General features: G+C 74.0%; 13 protein-coding genes and 1 pseudogene. 5 read left to right on the top strand and 9 right to left on the bottom strand.

What is annotated here, in order from left to right; genetic code table 11:
* Positions 1–132 precede the first annotated feature (132 nt).
* Entirely contained in the window at positions 133–1,176 is a 1,044-nt protein-coding gene (locus tag ACGF3A_RS35505; protein ID WP_393734584.1) for a zinc-binding dehydrogenase, read from the bottom strand.
* Positions 1,173–2,327 (bottom strand): mandelate racemase/muconate lactonizing enzyme family protein, encoded by a 1,155-nt coding sequence (locus tag ACGF3A_RS35500; protein ID WP_393734583.1) that lies wholly within the window; start codon positions 2,325–2,327, stop codon positions 1,173–1,175. The genes ACGF3A_RS35505 and ACGF3A_RS35500 overlap by 4 nt, the downstream gene beginning before the upstream one ends.
* A gap of 226 nt (positions 2,328–2,553) precedes the next feature.
* Here ACGF3A_RS35500 and ACGF3A_RS35495 point away from each other — a divergent pair, with 226 nt between their 5' ends.
* A complete protein-coding gene (locus tag ACGF3A_RS35495; RefSeq protein WP_393734582.1) occupies positions 2,554–3,339 on the top strand; it encodes an IclR family transcriptional regulator in 786 nt (261 codons plus the stop codon).
* Positions 3,336–4,211 (top strand): SMP-30/gluconolactonase/LRE family protein, encoded by an 876-nt coding sequence (locus ACGF3A_RS35490; RefSeq protein WP_393734581.1) that lies wholly within the window; start codon positions 3,336–3,338, stop codon positions 4,209–4,211. The genes ACGF3A_RS35495 and ACGF3A_RS35490 overlap by 4 nt, the downstream gene beginning before the upstream one ends.
* Before the next feature lie 13 nt (positions 4,212–4,224).
* Here the strand turns inward: ACGF3A_RS35490 and ACGF3A_RS35485 are convergent, their stop codons facing one another.
* Positions 4,225–4,977, bottom strand: coding sequence for a TetR/AcrR family transcriptional regulator (locus ACGF3A_RS35485; RefSeq protein WP_393734580.1), 753 nt, complete (start codon positions 4,975–4,977; stop codon positions 4,225–4,227).
* Between the two features lie 104 nt (positions 4,978–5,081).
* Between ACGF3A_RS35485 and ACGF3A_RS35480 the strand changes: the two genes are divergently transcribed.
* Complete coding sequence (locus tag ACGF3A_RS35480) at positions 5,082–6,662, top strand: MFS transporter (protein WP_393734579.1); 1,581 nt, start codon at positions 5,082–5,084, stop codon at positions 6,660–6,662.
* Between the two features lie 361 nt (positions 6,663–7,023).
* Here the strand turns inward: ACGF3A_RS35480 and ACGF3A_RS35475 are convergent.
* From ACGF3A_RS35475 to ACGF3A_RS35455, 5 genes and pseudogenes are all read right to left on the bottom strand, one after another.
* Positions 7,024–7,521, bottom strand: a pseudogene (locus tag ACGF3A_RS35475) (acyl-CoA dehydrogenase family protein); the annotation flags it as partial.
* Positions 7,522–8,215: 694 nt separating this feature from the next.
* Entirely contained in the window at positions 8,216–9,013 is a 798-nt protein-coding gene (locus ACGF3A_RS35470; RefSeq protein WP_393734578.1) for an acyl-ACP desaturase, read from the bottom strand.
* Positions 9,010–9,264 (bottom strand): acyl carrier protein, encoded by a 255-nt coding sequence (locus ACGF3A_RS35465; protein ID WP_393734577.1) that lies wholly within the window; start codon positions 9,262–9,264, stop codon positions 9,010–9,012. The genes ACGF3A_RS35470 and ACGF3A_RS35465 overlap by 4 nt, the downstream gene beginning before the upstream one ends.
* Positions 9,265–9,325: 61 nt before the next feature.
* Positions 9,326–10,183 carry a class I SAM-dependent methyltransferase gene (locus ACGF3A_RS35460; RefSeq protein WP_393734576.1) on the bottom strand — a complete coding sequence of 286 codons (858 nt, stop codon included), beginning with the start codon at positions 10,181–10,183 and terminating at the stop codon, positions 9,326–9,328.
* A complete protein-coding gene (locus tag ACGF3A_RS35455) occupies positions 10,167–11,891 on the bottom strand; it encodes an AMP-binding protein (protein ID WP_393734575.1) in 1,725 nt (574 codons plus the stop codon). The genes ACGF3A_RS35460 and ACGF3A_RS35455 overlap by 17 nt, the downstream gene beginning before the upstream one ends.
* 292 nt (positions 11,892–12,183) lie before the next feature.
* Here ACGF3A_RS35455 and ACGF3A_RS35450 point away from each other — a divergent pair, with 292 nt between their 5' ends.
* Positions 12,184–14,943 carry an AAA family ATPase gene (locus ACGF3A_RS35450; protein WP_393734574.1) on the top strand — a complete coding sequence of 920 codons (2,760 nt, stop codon included), beginning with the start codon at positions 12,184–12,186 and terminating at the stop codon, positions 14,941–14,943.
* 148 nt (positions 14,944–15,091) lie between these two features.
* Positions 15,092–16,033 carry an alcohol dehydrogenase catalytic domain-containing protein gene (locus ACGF3A_RS35445; protein ID WP_393734573.1) on the top strand — a complete coding sequence of 314 codons (942 nt, stop codon included), beginning with the start codon at positions 15,092–15,094 and terminating at the stop codon, positions 16,031–16,033.
* A gap of 169 nt (positions 16,034–16,202) precedes the next feature.
* Here the strand turns inward: ACGF3A_RS35445 and ACGF3A_RS35440 are convergent, their stop codons facing one another.
* Complete coding sequence (locus tag ACGF3A_RS35440) at positions 16,203–16,871, bottom strand: winged helix-turn-helix transcriptional regulator (protein ID WP_393734572.1); 669 nt, start codon at positions 16,869–16,871, stop codon at positions 16,203–16,205.
* Positions 16,872–16,900: the final 29 nt, after the last annotated feature.

Raw genomic sequence — 16,900 nt, 5'->3', positions numbered from 1 at the left:
GTGTCGCACCCCGCGTCGGCGTCGTGCGTGGCCGCCCTGGTCCCCGCGCCCCTGAGGCCCCAGGGGCGCGGGGAACTGCGCGAGCGGCCGCATCCGGTCCGCGGTCGGCAGACAAGGCGCACCCCCGAGCTGTCAGCCGCCGCCGTCGGGGCGGAGCAGCACTTTGCCGACGGCGGCGTGGGGGGCGCCCACCAGGTCGATCGCCTCCTGGAACCGTTCCAGCGGGAACTCGTGGGTGATCAGCCGCGCGGGGTCCAGCAGTCCCAGGCCGAAGGCCCGTACGGCGTCCGACCAGGCGGAGGACGGGGCGCCGAAGACGCTCTGGACCGAGAGCTGGCTCAGGGACAGGTGCACGGGGTCGATCCCCTCGGCCCCCGGCGTGAACATCCCGGTGAGGACGACCCGTCCGCCCCGCCGGGCCAGGCGGCACGACGAGGCGGCCGTCGAGGGGGCGCCCGCCGTCTCGACGACGAGGTCGAAGTGGCCGCCGAGCTTCGCCGCCGCGGCCGGGTCCACCCAGCGGGTGGCCCCGTAGTCGACCGCGCGTTCGCCGGAGGAGTCGCGGGGGTCGACCGCGACCAGTTCGCCCGGCGAGGAGGCGGCCAGCAGCTGTACGGCGAGCAGCCCGAGCGTCCCGGCGCCGACGACGGCGATCCGGTCGCCGGGGAGCGGGCGTCCCGCCCGTACGGCCCCGGCGACGACGGCCGCGGGTTCGAGCAGCGCGGCGGCGCGCAGGTCGGCGTCGTCGGCGAGCGGGTGCAACAGCCGTGCGGGGACGAGGAGATGGTCGGCGAAGGCGCCGGGCTCGGTGAACCCGGTCTCGGCGTAGCCGCCCTCGCACAGGCTCGTCTCCCCGGCGCGGCAGCGTTCGCAGACCCCGCAGGCGCGGAAGCCCTCGGCGACCGTGCGCCGCCCGGAGAGCGCGGGGTCGACGCCCTCGCCGACGGCCTCGACGGTCCCGGCCCACTCGTGGCCGGGGACGACGGGGTAGCGGACGTAGCCGGGGTCGCGGCGGCCGTCGTACAGCTCGCGGTCGCTCATGCAGATCCCGGCCGCCGCGACCCGGACCCGGACCTCGCCGGGTCCCGGCTCCGGCACCTCGCCGTGGGTGAGCCGGTGCTCGCCGGGGCGGTCGACGACGAGTGCGCGGCTCACCGGTGCCGGTGCGCCGCTCACTTGGGGGCCCTCCGCTCCCAGCCGTCGGCCCACAGGTCGAAGCGGGCCTGCTGCTGCGGGAACTCGGCGGCGGCGTCCGCGTCGAACTCGACGCCGAGGCCCGGCGCGTGGGAGACGGGGAAGCGGCCGGTCTCCGGATCGATCTCGGGCGCCCCTGTGACCACCTTCTTGATCTCCGCGTCGGCGAAGTCGTTGAAGTGCTCCAGGACCTTGAAGTTCGGGGTGCAGGCGGCGACCTGGAGCGAGGCGGCGGTGAGGACCGAGCCGCCGACGTTGTGCGGGGCCACCAGCGTGTAGTGGGTCTCGGCGGTCGCGGCGAGCTTGCGGGTCTCCAGGATGCCGCCGATGTGCCCCAGGTCGGGCTGGACGATGTCGGCGGCCTGGGACTCGAAGAGCTCGCGGAACTCGATGCGGTCGTGGATGCGTTCGCCCGTCGCCACCGGCATGTCCACCTTCGCGGCGACCTTGGCGAGGGCCTTGAGGTTCTCCGGCGGCACCGGCTCCTCCAGCCAGGCGGGCCGGAAGGGCGCCATCTCGTGGGCGAGACGGACGGCGGTGGCGGGGCTGAACCGGCCGTGCATCTCCAGCATCAGTTCGGCGTCGGGCCCGATCGCGTCGCGCACGGCCTCGATCAGCGAGACCGCGTAGCGGGTCTCCCCGGCGCCGAGTTCGAGGTGGCCGGTGCCGAACGGGTCGATCTTCAGGGCGCGGTAGCCGCGCGCCATGACCTCGCGGGCCGCCGCGTGGTACGCCTCGGGGGTGCGCTCGGTGGTGTACCAGCCGTTGGCGTACGCGGGCACGCTGTCGGTCACCTTGCCGCCGAGCAGCTGCCAGACCGGGACGCCCAGGGCCTTGCCCTTGATGTCCCAGCACGCCATTTCGACGACCGCGATGCCGGACATCACGATCTCCCCGGCGCGCCCGTAGTCCCCGTACTTCATGCGCCGCACGAGGTCCTCGGCCGCGAACGGGTCGGAGCCCGCGATGTGGTTGGCCTCGGCCTCGCGCAGATAGCCCAGCAGCGCGTCCGTACGGCCCAGCATGCGGGTCTCGCCGACGCCGGTCAGGCCCTCGTCGGTGTGGACGAGGACGTAGGTCAGGTTGCGCCAGGCGGTGCCGACGACATGAGTGCTGATTCCCGTGATGCGCACGGCAGTTGCCCCTAGGGATCGTTCGAGATCTCGTCATGCGTTCGAAATGTTGGCGTGACGCTAATCACCACCGGGGGTAGTGTCAATGGATCGCACAGAAACCCACAGTTCCGCAAGGCCGTGGATGGGCGTTGTCGTTGGCATTGCCGCACCAAGGGGCCCGGGGCTAGCGTGTGTTCGCGATATCGGCCATGGGTCGGAGTTTCGAACGAGAAGGGTGGTGGCCATGGGAAGGCTCGTCCCCGCGGTGACCAGGGCGCTGGACATACTCGAACTCTTCCTGGAGGGGGACGGGACGCTCTCGGCCCCCGACATCACCCGCAGGCTCCAGCTCCCCCGGACCACCGTGCACGAGCTGGTCACCACGCTGACGGCCCGCTCCTACCTGGCGTCCGTCCCCGGCCAGCCGGGCCGCTACCGGCTCGGTGTCCGCGCCCACCAGCTCGGCAGCCGGTACGCGGAGCAGCTCGATCTCGCCGCCGAGGGCCAGCAGGTCGCCCGCGAGGTCGCCGAGACCTGCGACGAGACGGTGCACGTCGCGATCCTGGAGGGTCTCGACGTCATCTACATCGCCAAGGTCGACTCCATCCACGCCGTGCGCATGGTCTCCGCCGCGGGCCGACGGCTCCCCGCGCACTGCACCTCCGTCGGCAAGATGCTGCTCGCCTCGCTGCCGCCCGGGGAGTTGGAGGCGCGGCTGGCGGAGGAGGCCGGGGAGGGCACCCTCGCCGCGCTGACGCCCGACAGCATCACGGACCCGGCCGTGCTGCGCGCCGCGCTGCCCGCCATCCGCGCGCGCGGCGTCGCCGTCGAGCACCGCGAGTCCAACCCGGACGTGAGCTGCGTGGCCGCGCCCGTACGGGACGGCTCGGGCCGGGTCGCCGCGGCCCTGTCGATCTCCGTGCCGGTGATCCGCTGGAGCGAGGAGCGCGAGGCCGAACTCGCGGAGCTGGCCGTCAAGGGCGCCCGCGACCTGTCCGTACGACTGGGGTACCGGGGGAGCGAGCGATGAGCACGCGGGGCACACGGGGCACACGGGGTACGTGGATCGAGCAGGCCGTCCGCGCCGAGGCGGAGCTCGGCGAGGGGCCGACCTGGGACGCGGCGGCCGGGCGGCTGATCTGGGTGGACATCCTGGGCTGCCGCATCCACACCTACGAACCGGCCACGGGCCGCCGCACCGTACGGACCACCGAGCAGCACGTCGGCGCCGCCAAGCCCCGCGAGTGCGGCGGCCTGGTCGCCAACCTGCGCGACGGGATCGGCCTGTACGGGCCGGACGACGGGTTCTCCTGGCTGGCCCGCGACCCCGTCCCCGGGCGGCGCGGCAACGACGCGGCGGTCGCCCCCGACGGCTCGCTCTGGGCGGGCACGATGTACTACGACGAGAAGCCGGGCGGCGCGGCCCTCACCCGGTTCGCGCCTGACGGCACGGCCACCGAGGTCTTCGGCGGCGTGACCGTCAGCAACGGCACCGGCTGGAGCCCCGACGGCACGCTGCTCTACTACGTGGACACCCCGACCCGCCGCGTCGACGTCTGCCGCGTGGAGGACGGACTCCCCGTGGACCGCCGCCCGTTGGCCGTCGTGGAGGAGGGCGCAGGGCTCCCCGACGGGCTCACCGTCGACGCCGAGGGCTGCGTCTGGGTCGCGCTCTGGGACGGCGCGGCCCTCCGCCGCTACACCCCGCGCGGAGACCTGGACCGCACGGTGCCGCTCCCCGTACCGCGCCCCACCGCCTGTGCGTTCGGCGGCCCGCACCTGCGCGACCTCTACGTCACCTCGGCCCGCACGGGCCTGGAGCGCCCGCACCCTCTCGCCGGCTCGCTCCTCGTGATCCCGGACGCGGGGGAGGGGGCGCGGGGCACGGCCTTCGCGGGCTGAGCGCCCGTAACTCTCAGGCGCCCCGGCCCTGTTCCGGGGTGAGGCCGCCGAGGAGCGCCGTGAGCGTGAACTCGAAGCGCTCGTGGTCCTCGCCGGACGTCAGCTCCCGGGCGTGGGCGACCGTGCTCGGGAACCGGTCGGGGGGCAGCATCCGGTACCGCTCGGCCAGCGCGTCCCGGTCCAGGACGCGCTGGTCGGCGCCGCTGTCGGGGCGGTGGCGGAGGGACATCTCGAAGCAGTAGGCCGAGACGTAGAGGAAGGCGGCGTCGATCGCCCAGGCGGCGGACCGCGGGGGGATGCCCGCGGTCAGCAGGATCGTGAGCATGCCCTCGCTCAGCCGCAGCGCGTCCAGGCTGTTCGGCGCGGCGGCCAGCGCGGCGCGTGAGATGCCCGGATAGCGCAGGTACTCGTCGCGCAGCGCCCGGCAGACCTCCAGCATCTGCTCCGTCCACCGCGCGGGGTCGGGCTCCGGCACGGGGACCCTGGCGCACACCTCGCTGATCAGCAGCTCGTCCAGCTCGGCCTTGTTGCGCACGTGCGCGTACAGCGACGCCGGGCCCGTCCCCAGCGCGGTCGCGACCCGGCGCATGGTGAGCGCCTCGAAGCCCTCGGTCCCGACGAGTCCGAACGCCGCTTCCTTGATCCGTCCGACGGTGATCGGCGCCTTGCCGGGCCGCTCGGTCCTGCCCGGCTCGTCCAGTGCCGCGATCTTCGCGGCCCACTCGTCCCGCGGCTCGGCGCGACCCGGAGCACGTCTGTTGGCCATGGGACCAGCATAGCTTGACCCGAACAGGGTTCGAGCGTAGAACGGTGTTCGTGAAACGAACACTGTTCGTCCCCGCTCCGAGGAGACCTCGCGAAAGGACCCCCATGACCTCACCCCGGCGGTCGCCCGGGCCGTTCCGTTCGCTGCGCCAGGCGTGGGTGGCGCTGACGGGCCTCGCGGCGGTCTTCCTCTTCGAGATGATGAGCAACACCGTCCTCAACGTCGCCCTGCCCACGGTCGGCCGCGAGCTGTCGGCCCCGACGGTCGCCCTCCAGTGGGTGACGAACGGCTACGCGGTCGTGTTCGGCGGGCTGATGCTGGTCTTCGGCGCGGTCGCCGACCGGTTCGGACGCCGCCGGGTGATGCTCGCCGGGCTGGCCCTGCTCGGGGCCGCGAGCCTCGCGACGGCGGGCGTCACCGGCATGGGCGGGCTGATCGCCGTCCGCGCGGTCATGGGCCTCGCGGCCGCGATGACCACGCCGGGGACCATGGCCATGGCCTTCCGGCTGTTCGAGGAGGAGGGCCTGCGGGTCCGGGCGATCACGCTGATCTCCACCGTGGGCATGGTCGGGCTGGCGATCGGCCCGACCGTGGGCGGCTTCGTCCTCTCCTTCGCCCCCTGGCAGGTCCTGCTGCTGATGAACGTGCCGATCGTCGTGCTCGCGCTCGCCGGCATCCGGTCCGGCGTCCCGGCCGACGACCCCGCCGAGCTGCACCGGGCGCCCGCGGACGTGACCGGCGGCGTGCTGGGCACCGCGGCGATCGTGCTCGCGCTCGTCGCGCCCACCCTGTTCGCGCACGCGGGCGCCGGGGCGTGGGCACCGTGGGCCGCCGTCGCCGGACTCGCCGTCGCGGCGCTCCTGTTCGTCCTGCGCGAGCGCACGGCCCGGCATCCGCTGCTCGACCTCGCGCTCGTCGCCCGGCCCCAGGTCTCCGGCGGGCTGGCCTACAAGGCCGCGGCCGGCTTGGGCAACGCCGGGCTCGCGTACCTGGTGACGCTCCAGCTCCAGCTGGACCTGGGCTGGCCGCCCGCGCTCGCGTCCCTCGGCATGCTGCCCCAGATCGCCGTGCTGCTCGCGGGCGGGCCGTTCGTGCACCGGTTCATCGAGCGGGTCGGCATCGACCGCGCCGCCTGGATGAGCGCGGGCTCGATCGTGGCCGGGCTCGCGGTCTACACCGTGTGCGGCACTCTCGGCTATCCGTGGGTGGCCGCCGCGCTGATGCTCGTGGCCGCCGGGATGCGGGTCGTCGGCGCCGCCGCCGGGGTCAACGTCATGAACGGCCTGCCCCGCGACCGTACGTCCACGGGTGCGGCCCTGACCGACACCGCGGCCGAGGTCACCGCCGCGGCCGGTGTCGCCGTGGCCGGCACGGTGCTGGCGGCCCTGTTCGCCGGGAACGTCGCCGAGGGGCACTGGAGTCCGCGCCAGACCGGCCAGTTCCATGCCGCGGTCACCCTCTCCGGGCTGATCCTCACCCTCGCCTCCGGGGCCCTGGTCGCCTGGGCGATGCGCCGCACCCGAGGCGCGTCCCCGGGACCGGACGGCCTCACGGAAGGCCTTTCCCGGCCAGCTCGACGGTACGGCGGACGTAGTCGGGGTGGGCCAGGGGCACGTCGAGCAGGGCTTCGGGCACGTTCAGCAGAGGGAGCACCGCCGCGGGATCCCGCGCGCAACGGTCGCTGAGCGCGCCGCGCTGTGCCAGCAGCCCCCGGACACCGGCGCCGTCGAGCAGCCCCTCCGCCAGCAGGTGGTCGGAGAGGTCCAGGAGGCTGTGCACGGCGTGGAGCTGTCGCAGGGCGTCGTCGGTGGGGCCCTGGGAGTGCCGGGCCCAGCGGCGCAGCAGCAGCGCCGCGCAGCGCGCCTGGACCTGCGGTCGGCACAGGGCGCCGCGCTGCGAGGTCTTCCAGCGGCGCAGCAGGCGTTCCGCCAGGTCCTCCAGCAGACCGGCGCCCTGCCCGCCGTCCCGCAGGCCCTCTTCGGTGACGGCGGCGACGGCGGGGACCGCGCGCACGGAAGCCGCTGACCTGGCGGCGGTGCGGGTGCTCTCGTAGCACAGGACCGTGTTGTCCCCGCCGAAGGTGGTGCTGATCTCGCCGTCCACCCGCGCGGTGACGATCTCGTTGTAGCTGTGGAACCCGTGGCCCCCGCACAGCTCCCGCAGGCCGGTCAGGTGCGCGTTGGCCGCCCAGGAGGCGTACGCCTTGGCCCCGGAGGTCAGCCCGTACAGCGAAGTCCCGGGCCGTTCGCCGGTCCACTCCTCGATGAGGTGCTCGGTCAGCTGATGCAGGGCCAGGGCCTGGGCGACGACGGGCATCAGGCGCTCACGGTAGTGCTGACGCTCCAGCAGCACGGTGCCGAACGTCTCCCTGTGGGCGCTGTACCGCAGAGCGATCGCTGAGCAGCGGCGCAGCACTCCGGCGGCGCCGGTCACGGGGAAGACGCGCTCCTGGGTGAAGGTCCGCAGGCAGCGCAGGTACCGGCTCCGGCGGGCGGTCGCGGTGACGTACGCGCCGTCCTCGTCGATGTGCGCCCAGGCGCTCATCAGCGCTCCCAGGGGGATCCGGTACCGGTCGAAGTGGATCATTCCCGTCTGGCTGGCCTCCAGCCCGCCCTTGGGACCGGCCCGCCGGATCCGCACCCCGGCGTACGGCGGTGCGCCCTCGCCCGGTCTGAGCGGGACCCGGAACCAGTGGTGGCCCTCGTCGGTTCCGTCCACCACCAGCCGGGCGAGGACCATGGCGTGGGTCGCGGAGAACAGGGTGTTGCCGATCCAGTACTTCGCCGCGTCGTCGGACGGGGTCACCATGCGCAGCGAGCGGTCCTCGTGCCGGTAGTGGACCTCCGTCCCGATGGACAGCAGGTTGGTCCCCCGGCCGATCTCGGTCACCGCGAAGGCGTACACCCGCTCCATCCGGCCGATCTCGTCGCGGTACGCGGCGACCTGGGCCGCGCTGCCGTGGGAGAGCAGCGCGCTTCCGGCCATCTGGTGGTCGCAGACGGTCGACACCAGGGAGAGGTCGAACGCGCAGAGCCAGCCCAGCGTGCGTACCAGGTCTGGGAATTCCTCCTCCCGGCTCCCGCCGCGCCAGCTCTCGCTGCTGACCAGACCCTTGTCGTGCAGTGCCTTCGCGCGCCGGGCGGTCAGCCGGATCAGCTCGTCCCCGCCCAGCTCGTAGCGGGCGCGGGGATCGAAGAGGGGGTCGTCGAGAATGCTCAGCCCCTGGTCCGGGGCCGGGTCAGGCACGCGGCTCTCCCGTCGGACGGCTGGGCGCGGGGAGGTCGTGGCGGGTGAGGTGGAGGGCCTTGAGCGTGGGGGCGACGATGTCGCGCAGATAGACCTGGGAGTTGATGCCGGTCGAGCGCATCAGCGCGGAGCGCGCCTCGGGGTCGGGCAGGAGCTCTTCGGCGGGCATGCGGAACGTCCGCAGGACATGGGCCAGATCGGCGAGGGTCCCGGCCCGGTCCTCGCCGAGATGGAGGGCGACCATCTGCTGGTAGAACCGGGTGTGGGCCATCTCGTCGCGCCCGATGAGCCGGTAGATGTCGCCGAGGACCTGGTGACCGGAGTCGAGGGCCAGGGTGCGCTGGGAGCGGTAGACGACGAACGTGGTGAGTTCCTGGACCATCCCGTAGATCACCATCTGCCGGGGGCTGTCGTACGGCCGTTCCCAGCGCCGGGACAGGATGGTGTCGGCGTAGTCGTGGAGCTGCTCCTCCGTGCGCTGGCCGCTGCGGTGCAGGTACTCGCGCAGGACGAGGGAGTGCTTGGACTCCTCGTACCCCCAGTTGGCGGCGAACCACGCCTGGGCGTAGTCGCGGCCGAAGAGCTCCAGGTGGGCGTCGAGGTAGTCGGGGAGGAACATCTCGACGCCGCAGAACGTCTCGGCGTTGGTGGCGAGCTGCTTGTCGGGCTCCGAGGCGTCGAGGGCGTCCCAGTCGATGTCGCTGAACGGGTTCCATCTGCGGGTGCGCTCGGCGTTCTCGAAGAACGTCATGTAGGCCCGGTGGAAGGATTCGCGCAGCTGCCTGTTCATGAGGGCTGCTCGGCGGCGAGTTCGGCGGATATCAGCTCGCACAGGCCCTGGACGCCGGTGACGTGGTAGAGCTTCTCGTCGGGGAGGAGGATCCCCAGCTCCTTCTCGGTCCAGGTGACGAGCTCCAGGAGCTGGAGGGAGTCGATCCCGGCGGCGTGGAGGTCGGTCTCCGGGGTGAGCGGGGGGCGCTGGGCGTCGGTGATGTCGTGCAGGCCGCGGTCGAGGAGCCGCAGCAGTTCGTCCTGGGTCACCGGTGATTCCTTACGTCGTCACGTCGTTGCGTGGTTGCGTCGTTCGATGGGCTGATCGGGGTCACGCGGGGTCGTCGACCCGGCGCAGGCACCACTGGGAGAGCGTCATGTGGCGGCGGGCGAAGGAGTTGACGCAGCAGCTCAGATAGCGGTCGTACGTGTCGAAGAGGTCCTGGCCCCAGCGGTCGCGGATCTCCTCCTCGTGGGCGCGCAGCCGGGCACGCCAGTGGGTGGTCGTCTTCTCGTAGTCCTCGCGCCGGGTGCGCAGCTGCATCACCTCCCAGTAGGGCGCGACGGCCACGACGAGGTCCTCGGCGCGGGGGGCCATGCCGCCGGGGAAGATGTTCTCGCCGAGCCAGCGCAGCTCGCGGGCCTCCTCGGGGCGCCGGGGCAGCCGGTCGCGCAGCCCGGTCTGGAGCGCGAAGTGGGCGCCCGGGGCCGTCCAGGACCAGGCCCTGCGGAAGTAGTCGCGGTAACGGGCGACGGCCTGGCCCGCGCGGGCCTCCTCGGGGGTGCAGACGTGCTCGATCATGCAGATGGACTGCACCGCGTCGAAGGGTTCGGCGGGGGCGAAGTCGCGGTAGTCGACGCAGGAGACGGTGACGCCCGGGAGTCCGCGGCGCAGGATCTCGCTGTACTGGGCCTCGGAGAGGGTGATGCCGTGGGCCCGGGCGACGTGCCGGTCGCGGGTGAGGTAGGCGAGGTTGTTGCCCCAGCCGCAGCCGATGTCCAGGACCCTGCTGGCGGGCGTGATCCGGGCGAAGTCGTGGAGGACGCCGAGCTTGGCGACCTGCGCTGCCTCCAGGTCGTCGGTGTCGTCGAAGACCCCGCAGGTGTAGTTCATCCCGCTGTCGAGCCAGAGGCGGAAGAACTCCGGGTCGAGGTCGTAACTGACGGCCAGTTCAGCCTTGTTGGACATGGAGTGCGCCTTCCAGGTATTGACGGCGCGTTTCGCTCCGTCGCGGTTTTCCCGACGTCGTCCTGGGCACGGTGCCGGGCCGGACGGCGACGACGTCGTGGACGGGCAGCGCCAGCGCCCCGGCCACGGCCTCCCGCAGGGCCGGTGCCAGCCCGGCGGTGGCGGAGGTGCGGCACTCGGCGACGACGACCAGTTCCTCGGACTGCTCCCCGGGGCGTGTGCAGGCCACGACGCCGCCCGCGCGGACGCCGGGCACGGTCTCGGCGAGCCACTCCACGCGCTGCGGGTCGACGTTGCGGCCGTTGAGGATCAGCAGATCCTTGACGCGGCCGGTCACGAACAGCTCCCCGTCGGCCAGATAGCCGAGGTCCCCGCTGCGCAGCCAGCCGTCTGCCCCGAACGCCCTGCGGGCCTCGTCCGGAGAGCCCATGTACGTACGGGCGTTGGAGGGGCCGCGCAGCCAGATCTCACCGACGGCCCGCTCGGCCACGGCCGTGCCCTCGGTGTCGCGGACGGTGACCTCGTGCCCGGGCAGCGGCGGTCCGCAGCTGACGACGGCGAGGGCCTCCCCGTCCCCCGCCTCCCCGTCCCCGTCCCCGGAGGGAGCGGCGCGGCCCGCCGACAGGGCCGCCGGGTCGACGGAGTCCACGCGGTGCCGTTGGCCCAGCGGCGAGAGCGTGACCGCGAGGGTGGCCTCGGCCAGCCCGTAGCACGGCATCAGGGCCTCGGGCCTGAGTCCGGAGGCGGCGAAGGCGGTGGTGAACCGGTCCAGCACGGCGGGGTTTATGGGTTCGGCCCCGCACCCGAGCACCCGTACATGCCCGAGATCCAGTGCCGCCGCCTCGGCCTCGGAGGTGCGCCGGGCGGTCAGGGCGTAGGCGAAGTTGGGCGCGAAGCTGATCGTGGCCCGCCGTTCGGACATGGTCCGGAGCCACAGTCCGGGGTCCCGGACGAAGGACCGGGTCGGGACGAAGGAGACGGGGACGCCCGCGATCAGGGGTGCCAGGACGAATCCGACCAGCCCCATGTCGTGGTGGAGCGGCAGCCAGGACAGTCCCCGGTCGGTGGCCGGGTCGCTGTCCAGCCCGTCGCGCATGATGGCCAGGGAGTTGGCGAGCACCGCCTCGACCCGGGCGGGGACGCCCCGGGGAATTCCGGTGCTGCCGCTGCTGAACTGCAGATACGCGGTCTCCTCCGTGCCGGGACGGTACGGGGGCGGCGCGTCCGGCAGCGCGTCCGACGGAGCGTCTGGCGACCCGTCCGGCGGCGCGGTGACCACGGCGTCCAGGTCGACCGGATCCCACTTGTCCGTCCAGCCGTCCCCCGCAGGCGTACCGGCGTCGCCACCACCGCCGCGCAGCGCGACGGCCCGGGGCCGCGCGATGTCCGCCAGCACCTCCACGTAGGCGTTCCAGGCGGGGCGGCGGCCCGGTGGGGGAGGCGGGGCGACGGGCACGGGGACCACACCGGCCCACAGGGCCCCGAGGAAGGCCGGGACGAAGAGGTGCGGTTCGGCCGCTTCGAGGACGACCCGGTCGCCGGGTCGCATGCCCGCCTCGGACCATCCCCGGGCGGCGGACCGGACTCCGCACAGCAGCTCGTGCCGGCTGACCCGGACCCAGTCGCCGTTCTCCCGGAGGTACTCGTGCGCGGGCCTGTCGTCGTGCTCGTAGCTCTCGACAATGTCAGTAACCCATGCCCCGCGCATGCGTCACCGCCTCTCTGGGAGTCGTCACCGGGTGCCGGTAGGGACGATGCCGGGCGGGCGAACGGCGCCGCATCGGTGAAAACTACGTAGCCAGGGCCGATTACGTGATCCCGCAGGTGCGGTGCCGTTCCAGGGGCCCGTTCCAGAGAGGTGACGGTCCGCGCAGGTCAGGGCGGGTTTCGCCGTTCCAGCGTCCCGTCCTCCGGTGCGGCGTTGCGGGGCGGGCCGTCCGTCGACGAGTCTCTCTTCTCAGGTGGGAAGAGCGCACGCTGGTGGTCGGAGGCGGTTCGCCGTGGGGTTCGTGGCCCGGCAGATGGAGTTGGGGGAGATCGAGGGGCTGGTCTCCTCGGCGGCCGGTGGTTCCGGTGGGGCCGTCGTGGTCGAGGGCGAGGTGGGGGTGGGGAAGACGTCGCTGGTGGAGGCGGCGGTGGGGGGCCTTGAGGGCTTCGAGGTGCTGCGCGCTGCGGGCACCGAGTTCGAACGGGACCTGCTGTATGCGGTGGTGCACCAGCTGTGCGCGCCGGTGCTCGATTTACGGGCGGGGCTGCCGGGGGTGCGCCGGGAGGCGCTGGAGGCGGTGTTCGGGCTGGGCGACGGGCGGGCCGCGCCGAGCGTGCTGACGGTGGGGCTGGCGGTGCTGGGGCTCCTGCACGAGGCGTCCCGGGAGCGCCCGGTGTGCTGCGTGGTCGACGACGCGCAGTGGATGGACGAGGCCTCGCGGCAGGTGCTGGTGTTCGTGGCCCGGCGGGTGGCCGCCGAGCGGATCGCCGTCGTCTTCGCCGCGCGGGACGCGGAGGCGGTGCCCGGGCTGGCGTGCCTGCCACGGCTGCCCCTGGAGGGGCTGGGCGAGGAGGACGCCAGGGCCGTGCTGGCCGGGGCGCCGGGCGTGCCGCACGCGGGGCTGGACGGGGAGGTCCTGGACCGGATCCTGACCGAGGCACGGGGCAATCCGCTGGCCCTGCTGGAGTTCGCCCACGAGGCGGGCCCGTTCGGCGTGCCGCACGCGCGCGGGAAGCGGGCCGGTGTGGCGGGGGCGCTGGAGGAGCAGTTCGCCCACCGCCTCGGACAACTCCCGCCCACGGCGCGCGAACTGGTGGTGCTCGCCGCCGCCGAACCCGTCGGCGACCTGTGCCTGCTGCGGCGCGCGGCGGCGCTGCTGGAGCTGGACGCCGCCCACTACGCCCTCGCGGAGAACGCCGGACTCCTCTCGCTGGGCCCCCGGCTGCGGTTCCGGCATCCGCTCGTGCGCTCGGGGGTGTACGCCTCGGCCACCCCGGGCGTACGGAGGCGGGTGCACGGCGCGCTGGCCGAGGCCACCGACCCGGCCACGGACCCGGACCGGCGGGCCTGGCACCGCGCGCACGCGGTGATCGACGCGGACGAGGACGTGGCGGGGCAGCTGGAGCAGTGCGCGGACCGGGCGCGCGGCAGGGGCGGGTTCACCGCGGCGGCCGCTTTCATGGAACGCGCCGCGACGCTGACACCCACCCAGCCCGTTCAGCCCCTTCAGCCCGCCCAGCCCGTCGCGGAGGCCCAGCCCGTCGCGGGGCGCCGCGCCGGGCGGTTGCTGGCGGCGGCACAGCTGCGGCTGCAGGCCGGTACCCCCGCCGCGGCGCGCGCGCTCGTCGCCCGTGCCGAGCGCCAGGGGATGGACGAGACGGTGCGGGCGGAGGCGTGGCTGCTGCGGGCCCGCGTGGAGTACCAATTGGGGCACAGCCCGCAGGCGACGGCCGCGCTGATCGACGCGGTGGCGGAGCTGGCGCCGGAACGGGCGCGGGAGACGGGGCTGGAGGCCTTCGCCTCCTGCATGTACAACGAGCCCCAGCCCGGTCACCGGCTGCGGGAACTGGGCGCGCGGATGCGGCGGCGGGCGCCGCTGCCCGAGCGGGCGCGGCCGGTGGACCTGCTGCTGGAAGCGCTGCTGGACCAGGTGACGCTGCCGGTGGCGGAGGCGGTGCCGACCATGCGGGAGGCCGTGGCCGCCTGCCGTACCGCCGACGTCTCGGCCGGGCCCTGGCGGATGAACCTGGTGTGCCAGCTGGCGTTCGACCTGCGGGACGACGCGGGCGTGGTCGACCTCGCCGACCGGCAGGTCGAGGTCGCCCGCGCCCAGGGCGCGCTGGCCGCGCTGCCGCAGGCCCTGCGCTACCAGGCCATCAGCCGCACCACCACCGGCCGCTTCGCGGAGGCCGCCGCCAGCCTCAGCGAGGCCAGGGCGGTGGACGAGGCCGCGGGCACCACCCCGTTGATCGCGGCCGAACTCGTCCATCTGGCCTTCCGCGGGGACGCGGAGCGCTACCGGGAACTGGCCGCGCTGATGGGGAAGGACGGCCTCCCCGTCGAGAGCGTCGGCGAGCACTACGCCCGCGCCGTCCTGCACAACGGCCTGGGCGAGTACGGGACGGCGCTGGAGTCCGCACTCGCCGCGCAGCAGCGTCACCAGTCGGGCTCCTACGCGATCTGGGCCGTCTACGCCGAGCTGGTGGAGGCCGCGGCGCGCGCCGGGCGTCCCGGCCAGGCCGCCGCGGGCCTGGCCCATCTCGAAGCCCTGGCCACCGCCAGCCCCACCCCCTGGGCGCGGGCGGAATGGCTCCAGGCGCGGGCCCTCCTCGCCGAGGGGCCGGAGTGCGAGACGCTGCACCGGCAGGCCATCGACCACCTCGCCCGCACCCGGGCCCGGGTGCTGTACGCACGCGCCCGGCTGACGTACGGGGAGTGGCTGCGCCGCGCGAACCGGCGGGCCGAGGCCAGGGTCGAACTGCGCTCCGCGCACGACCTGCTGGCCACCATGGGCGCCGCCGCCTTCGCCGAACGCGCGGCGCGCGAGCTGCGCGCCACCGGCGAACAGCCCCGCCCCCGCGGGCAGGACGCGCCGGCGCTGCTCACCGCGCGCGAACGCCTCATCGCCCAGAAGGCCGCCACCGGGGCCACCTCCAAAGAGGTCGGCGCCATGCTCTACCTCAGCCCCCGCACCATCGACGCCCACCTGCGCAACGTCTACCGCAAGCTCGGCATCACCTCGCGCCGCCAGCTCCGCCACATACCCCTGTGAGCGCGTGGCCCTCCGGGCGTTCGCCGGGCCGTTGCCGGGCTACCTAGGCGTGCCGGGTAGGTAGTTTTCGCCGACGCGACCGCGTACCCCGCCCCGGCATCCTCGGCCCGTCACACAGGCATCGGCCCGGAGACAGGGGACAGACTCGATGATCACAGAGGTCGTTCTGCCGGGCGCCGTGGGGCCTGCGGGGCCCGTGGGATCCGTGGGGCCCGCGGAGCCGCTGCTGCGGACGAGACCCGTCCCGCCCCTGCTGGCCGGGCAGGCGCTGGTACGGATGGAAGCGGCGGGGATCTCCTACGCCGAGCAGCAGATGTGCCGGGGCGCGTACCGGGACCAGCCGCCGTTCCCGTTCGTGCCCGGCTTCGACGCCGTCGGCGTCATCGACACCCTCGCCGGGGGCTCCCCGCGGTTCGCCGTGGGCCAGCGCGTGGCGGCGTTGACCGGGACCGGTGCCTGGGCCGACCGCCTGGTGCTGGCGACGGACGATCTCGTCGCGGTGCCCGACGGGCTGCACGCCACGGACGCGGAGACGGTCATCGCCGACGGCGTCACCGCCCGGCGGATGCTCGCCGCCGCACCCGTGGGCGACGGCGACACGGTCGTCGTGCTCGGCGCCGCCGACGACGTCGGCTCGCTGCTGGTCCAGCTCGCCCGCCACGCCGGTGCCCAGGTCGTCGGCGTCGCCGCCGCGTACCACCTGCCGTACGTGCGCGAGATCGGCGCCATTCCGCTGGACCGGGACACCGACCTCGCCGCGGGGATCCGGCGCGTCGCGCCGCGCGGCGCGGTGGCCGTGTTCGACCACGCGGCCGACGGGCCAGGGCCCGGGCCAGGGGCCGGGTCCGTCGGCCGGGGCGCGGCGTCCGCCGGTCTCTGGCCCGGACGTGAGCGGAATCCCCGGGACTCCCGGAGCCACCGGGCGGAGCTGCACGCGGACCTGCGCGCCGTCTTCGGGCACCTCGCGGCCGGGGAGATCACCGCCCGTATCGCCCGCGCCTTCCCGCTGTCGCAGATCGCCGAGGCCCTGCGCTACGCGGGTTCCGGCGCCGCGGCGGGCAAGGTCGTCCTGCTGCCCGACACCGACTGAACGAGACGTCGCCGCCCCCTCCGCCACGGGGGGAGCGGAGGAGGACGGCGACTTGGCCTCGCGACCGGTGTCCACGATGCCGGGGAGGGGAGGGCCGCCGCATCGGTCAAAAGTACGTAGGTACTCGCTTACGTAATCCGCGAGAAGGACTGGCCGGTGCCGCTGCGGGCTATGCGGCGGGGTCGATCTGCGAGGGAAGGCTGAACACGGTCAGGAAGCGCCCCGCGGCGGTGAGGTCGCCCTCCACCTGGATCTCCCCGGCGGCGACCGACTCCCCGAGGCCGTACCCGGCGTAGACGACCCGGGCGAGGATCTCGGGCGGTCCGGTGAGCACGGCGTCCGGGCGCTCCTGCGTGCCTCTCTCGACCAGGAGCGCCCCGTCCTCCAGGACCGCGCGGCCCACCTCTTCACCCACGCGCAGCTCGAACCGTCCGCGCACGCCCTCGGCGAGGGCGGGGTCGAAGTTCGTGCGCAGGGAGAGCAGGAACGAGGTCGCGCTCAGGTGTGCCGAGCCGTCGTGGTCGGGGGAGCGGACGGCCCAGCGGCCGAGCGCGCGCAGTACGGGCTCCAGCTCGTGGGCCCAGTCGGTGAGTTCGTAGACCGTCGCGCTCGTGGGCGGGGGCAGTCGGCGCTTGCGCAGGAGGCGGGACGACTCCAGCTCGCTCAGCCGCTGGGCGAGCACGTTCGTCCCGATGCCGGGCAGGTCCGCGCGCAGTCGCCCGTATCTCTTGGGGCCCAGGAGCAGCTCACGGACCACGAGCAGCGCCCAGCGCTCACCGACGAGATCGAGCCCGTGGGCGATCCCACAGGCGTCCTGATAGCTCCGCTTCGTTGCCATGGCGCCAGTCTAACCCACGCACTTCCTTT

This window comes from Streptomyces sp. NPDC048172 (genome assembly GCF_043202595.1).
Classification (GTDB): Bacteria; Actinomycetota; Actinomycetes; order Streptomycetales; family Streptomycetaceae; genus Streptomyces.
The sequence above is the reverse complement of the archived record's forward strand: the minus strand, read 5'-3'. Positions and strand labels throughout refer to the sequence as shown.

What these genes read in the sequence shown, in the direction of transcription:
- ACGF3A_RS35485 (WP_393734580.1), bottom strand. Translation starts at nt 4,977, where the DNA reads ATGGCCAACAGACGTGCTCCGGGTCGCGCCGAGCCGCGGGACGAGTGG.
- ACGF3A_RS35460 (WP_393734576.1), bottom strand. Translation starts at nt 10,183, where the DNA reads ATGTCCAACAAGGCTGAACTGGCCGTCAGTTACGACCTCGACCCGGAG.
- ACGF3A_RS35495 (WP_393734582.1), top strand. Translation starts at nt 2,554, where the DNA reads ATGGGAAGGCTCGTCCCCGCGGTGACCAGGGCGCTGGACATACTCGAA.
- ACGF3A_RS35445 (WP_393734573.1), top strand. Translation starts at nt 15,092, where the DNA reads ATGATCACAGAGGTCGTTCTGCCGGGCGCCGTGGGGCCTGCGGGGCCC.
- ACGF3A_RS35455 (WP_393734575.1), bottom strand. Translation starts at nt 11,891, where the DNA reads ATGCGCGGGGCATGGGTTACTGACATTGTCGAGAGCTACGAGCACGAC.
- ACGF3A_RS35490 (WP_393734581.1), top strand. Translation starts at nt 3,336, where the DNA reads ATGAGCACGCGGGGCACACGGGGCACACGGGGTACGTGGATCGAGCAG.
- ACGF3A_RS35440 (WP_393734572.1), bottom strand. Translation starts at nt 16,871, where the DNA reads ATGGCAACGAAGCGGAGCTATCAGGACGCCTGTGGGATCGCCCACGGG.
- ACGF3A_RS35470 (WP_393734578.1), bottom strand. Translation starts at nt 9,013, where the DNA reads ATGAACAGGCAGCTGCGCGAATCCTTCCACCGGGCCTACATGACGTTC.
- ACGF3A_RS35480 (WP_393734579.1), top strand. Translation starts at nt 5,082, where the DNA reads ATGACCTCACCCCGGCGGTCGCCCGGGCCGTTCCGTTCGCTGCGCCAG.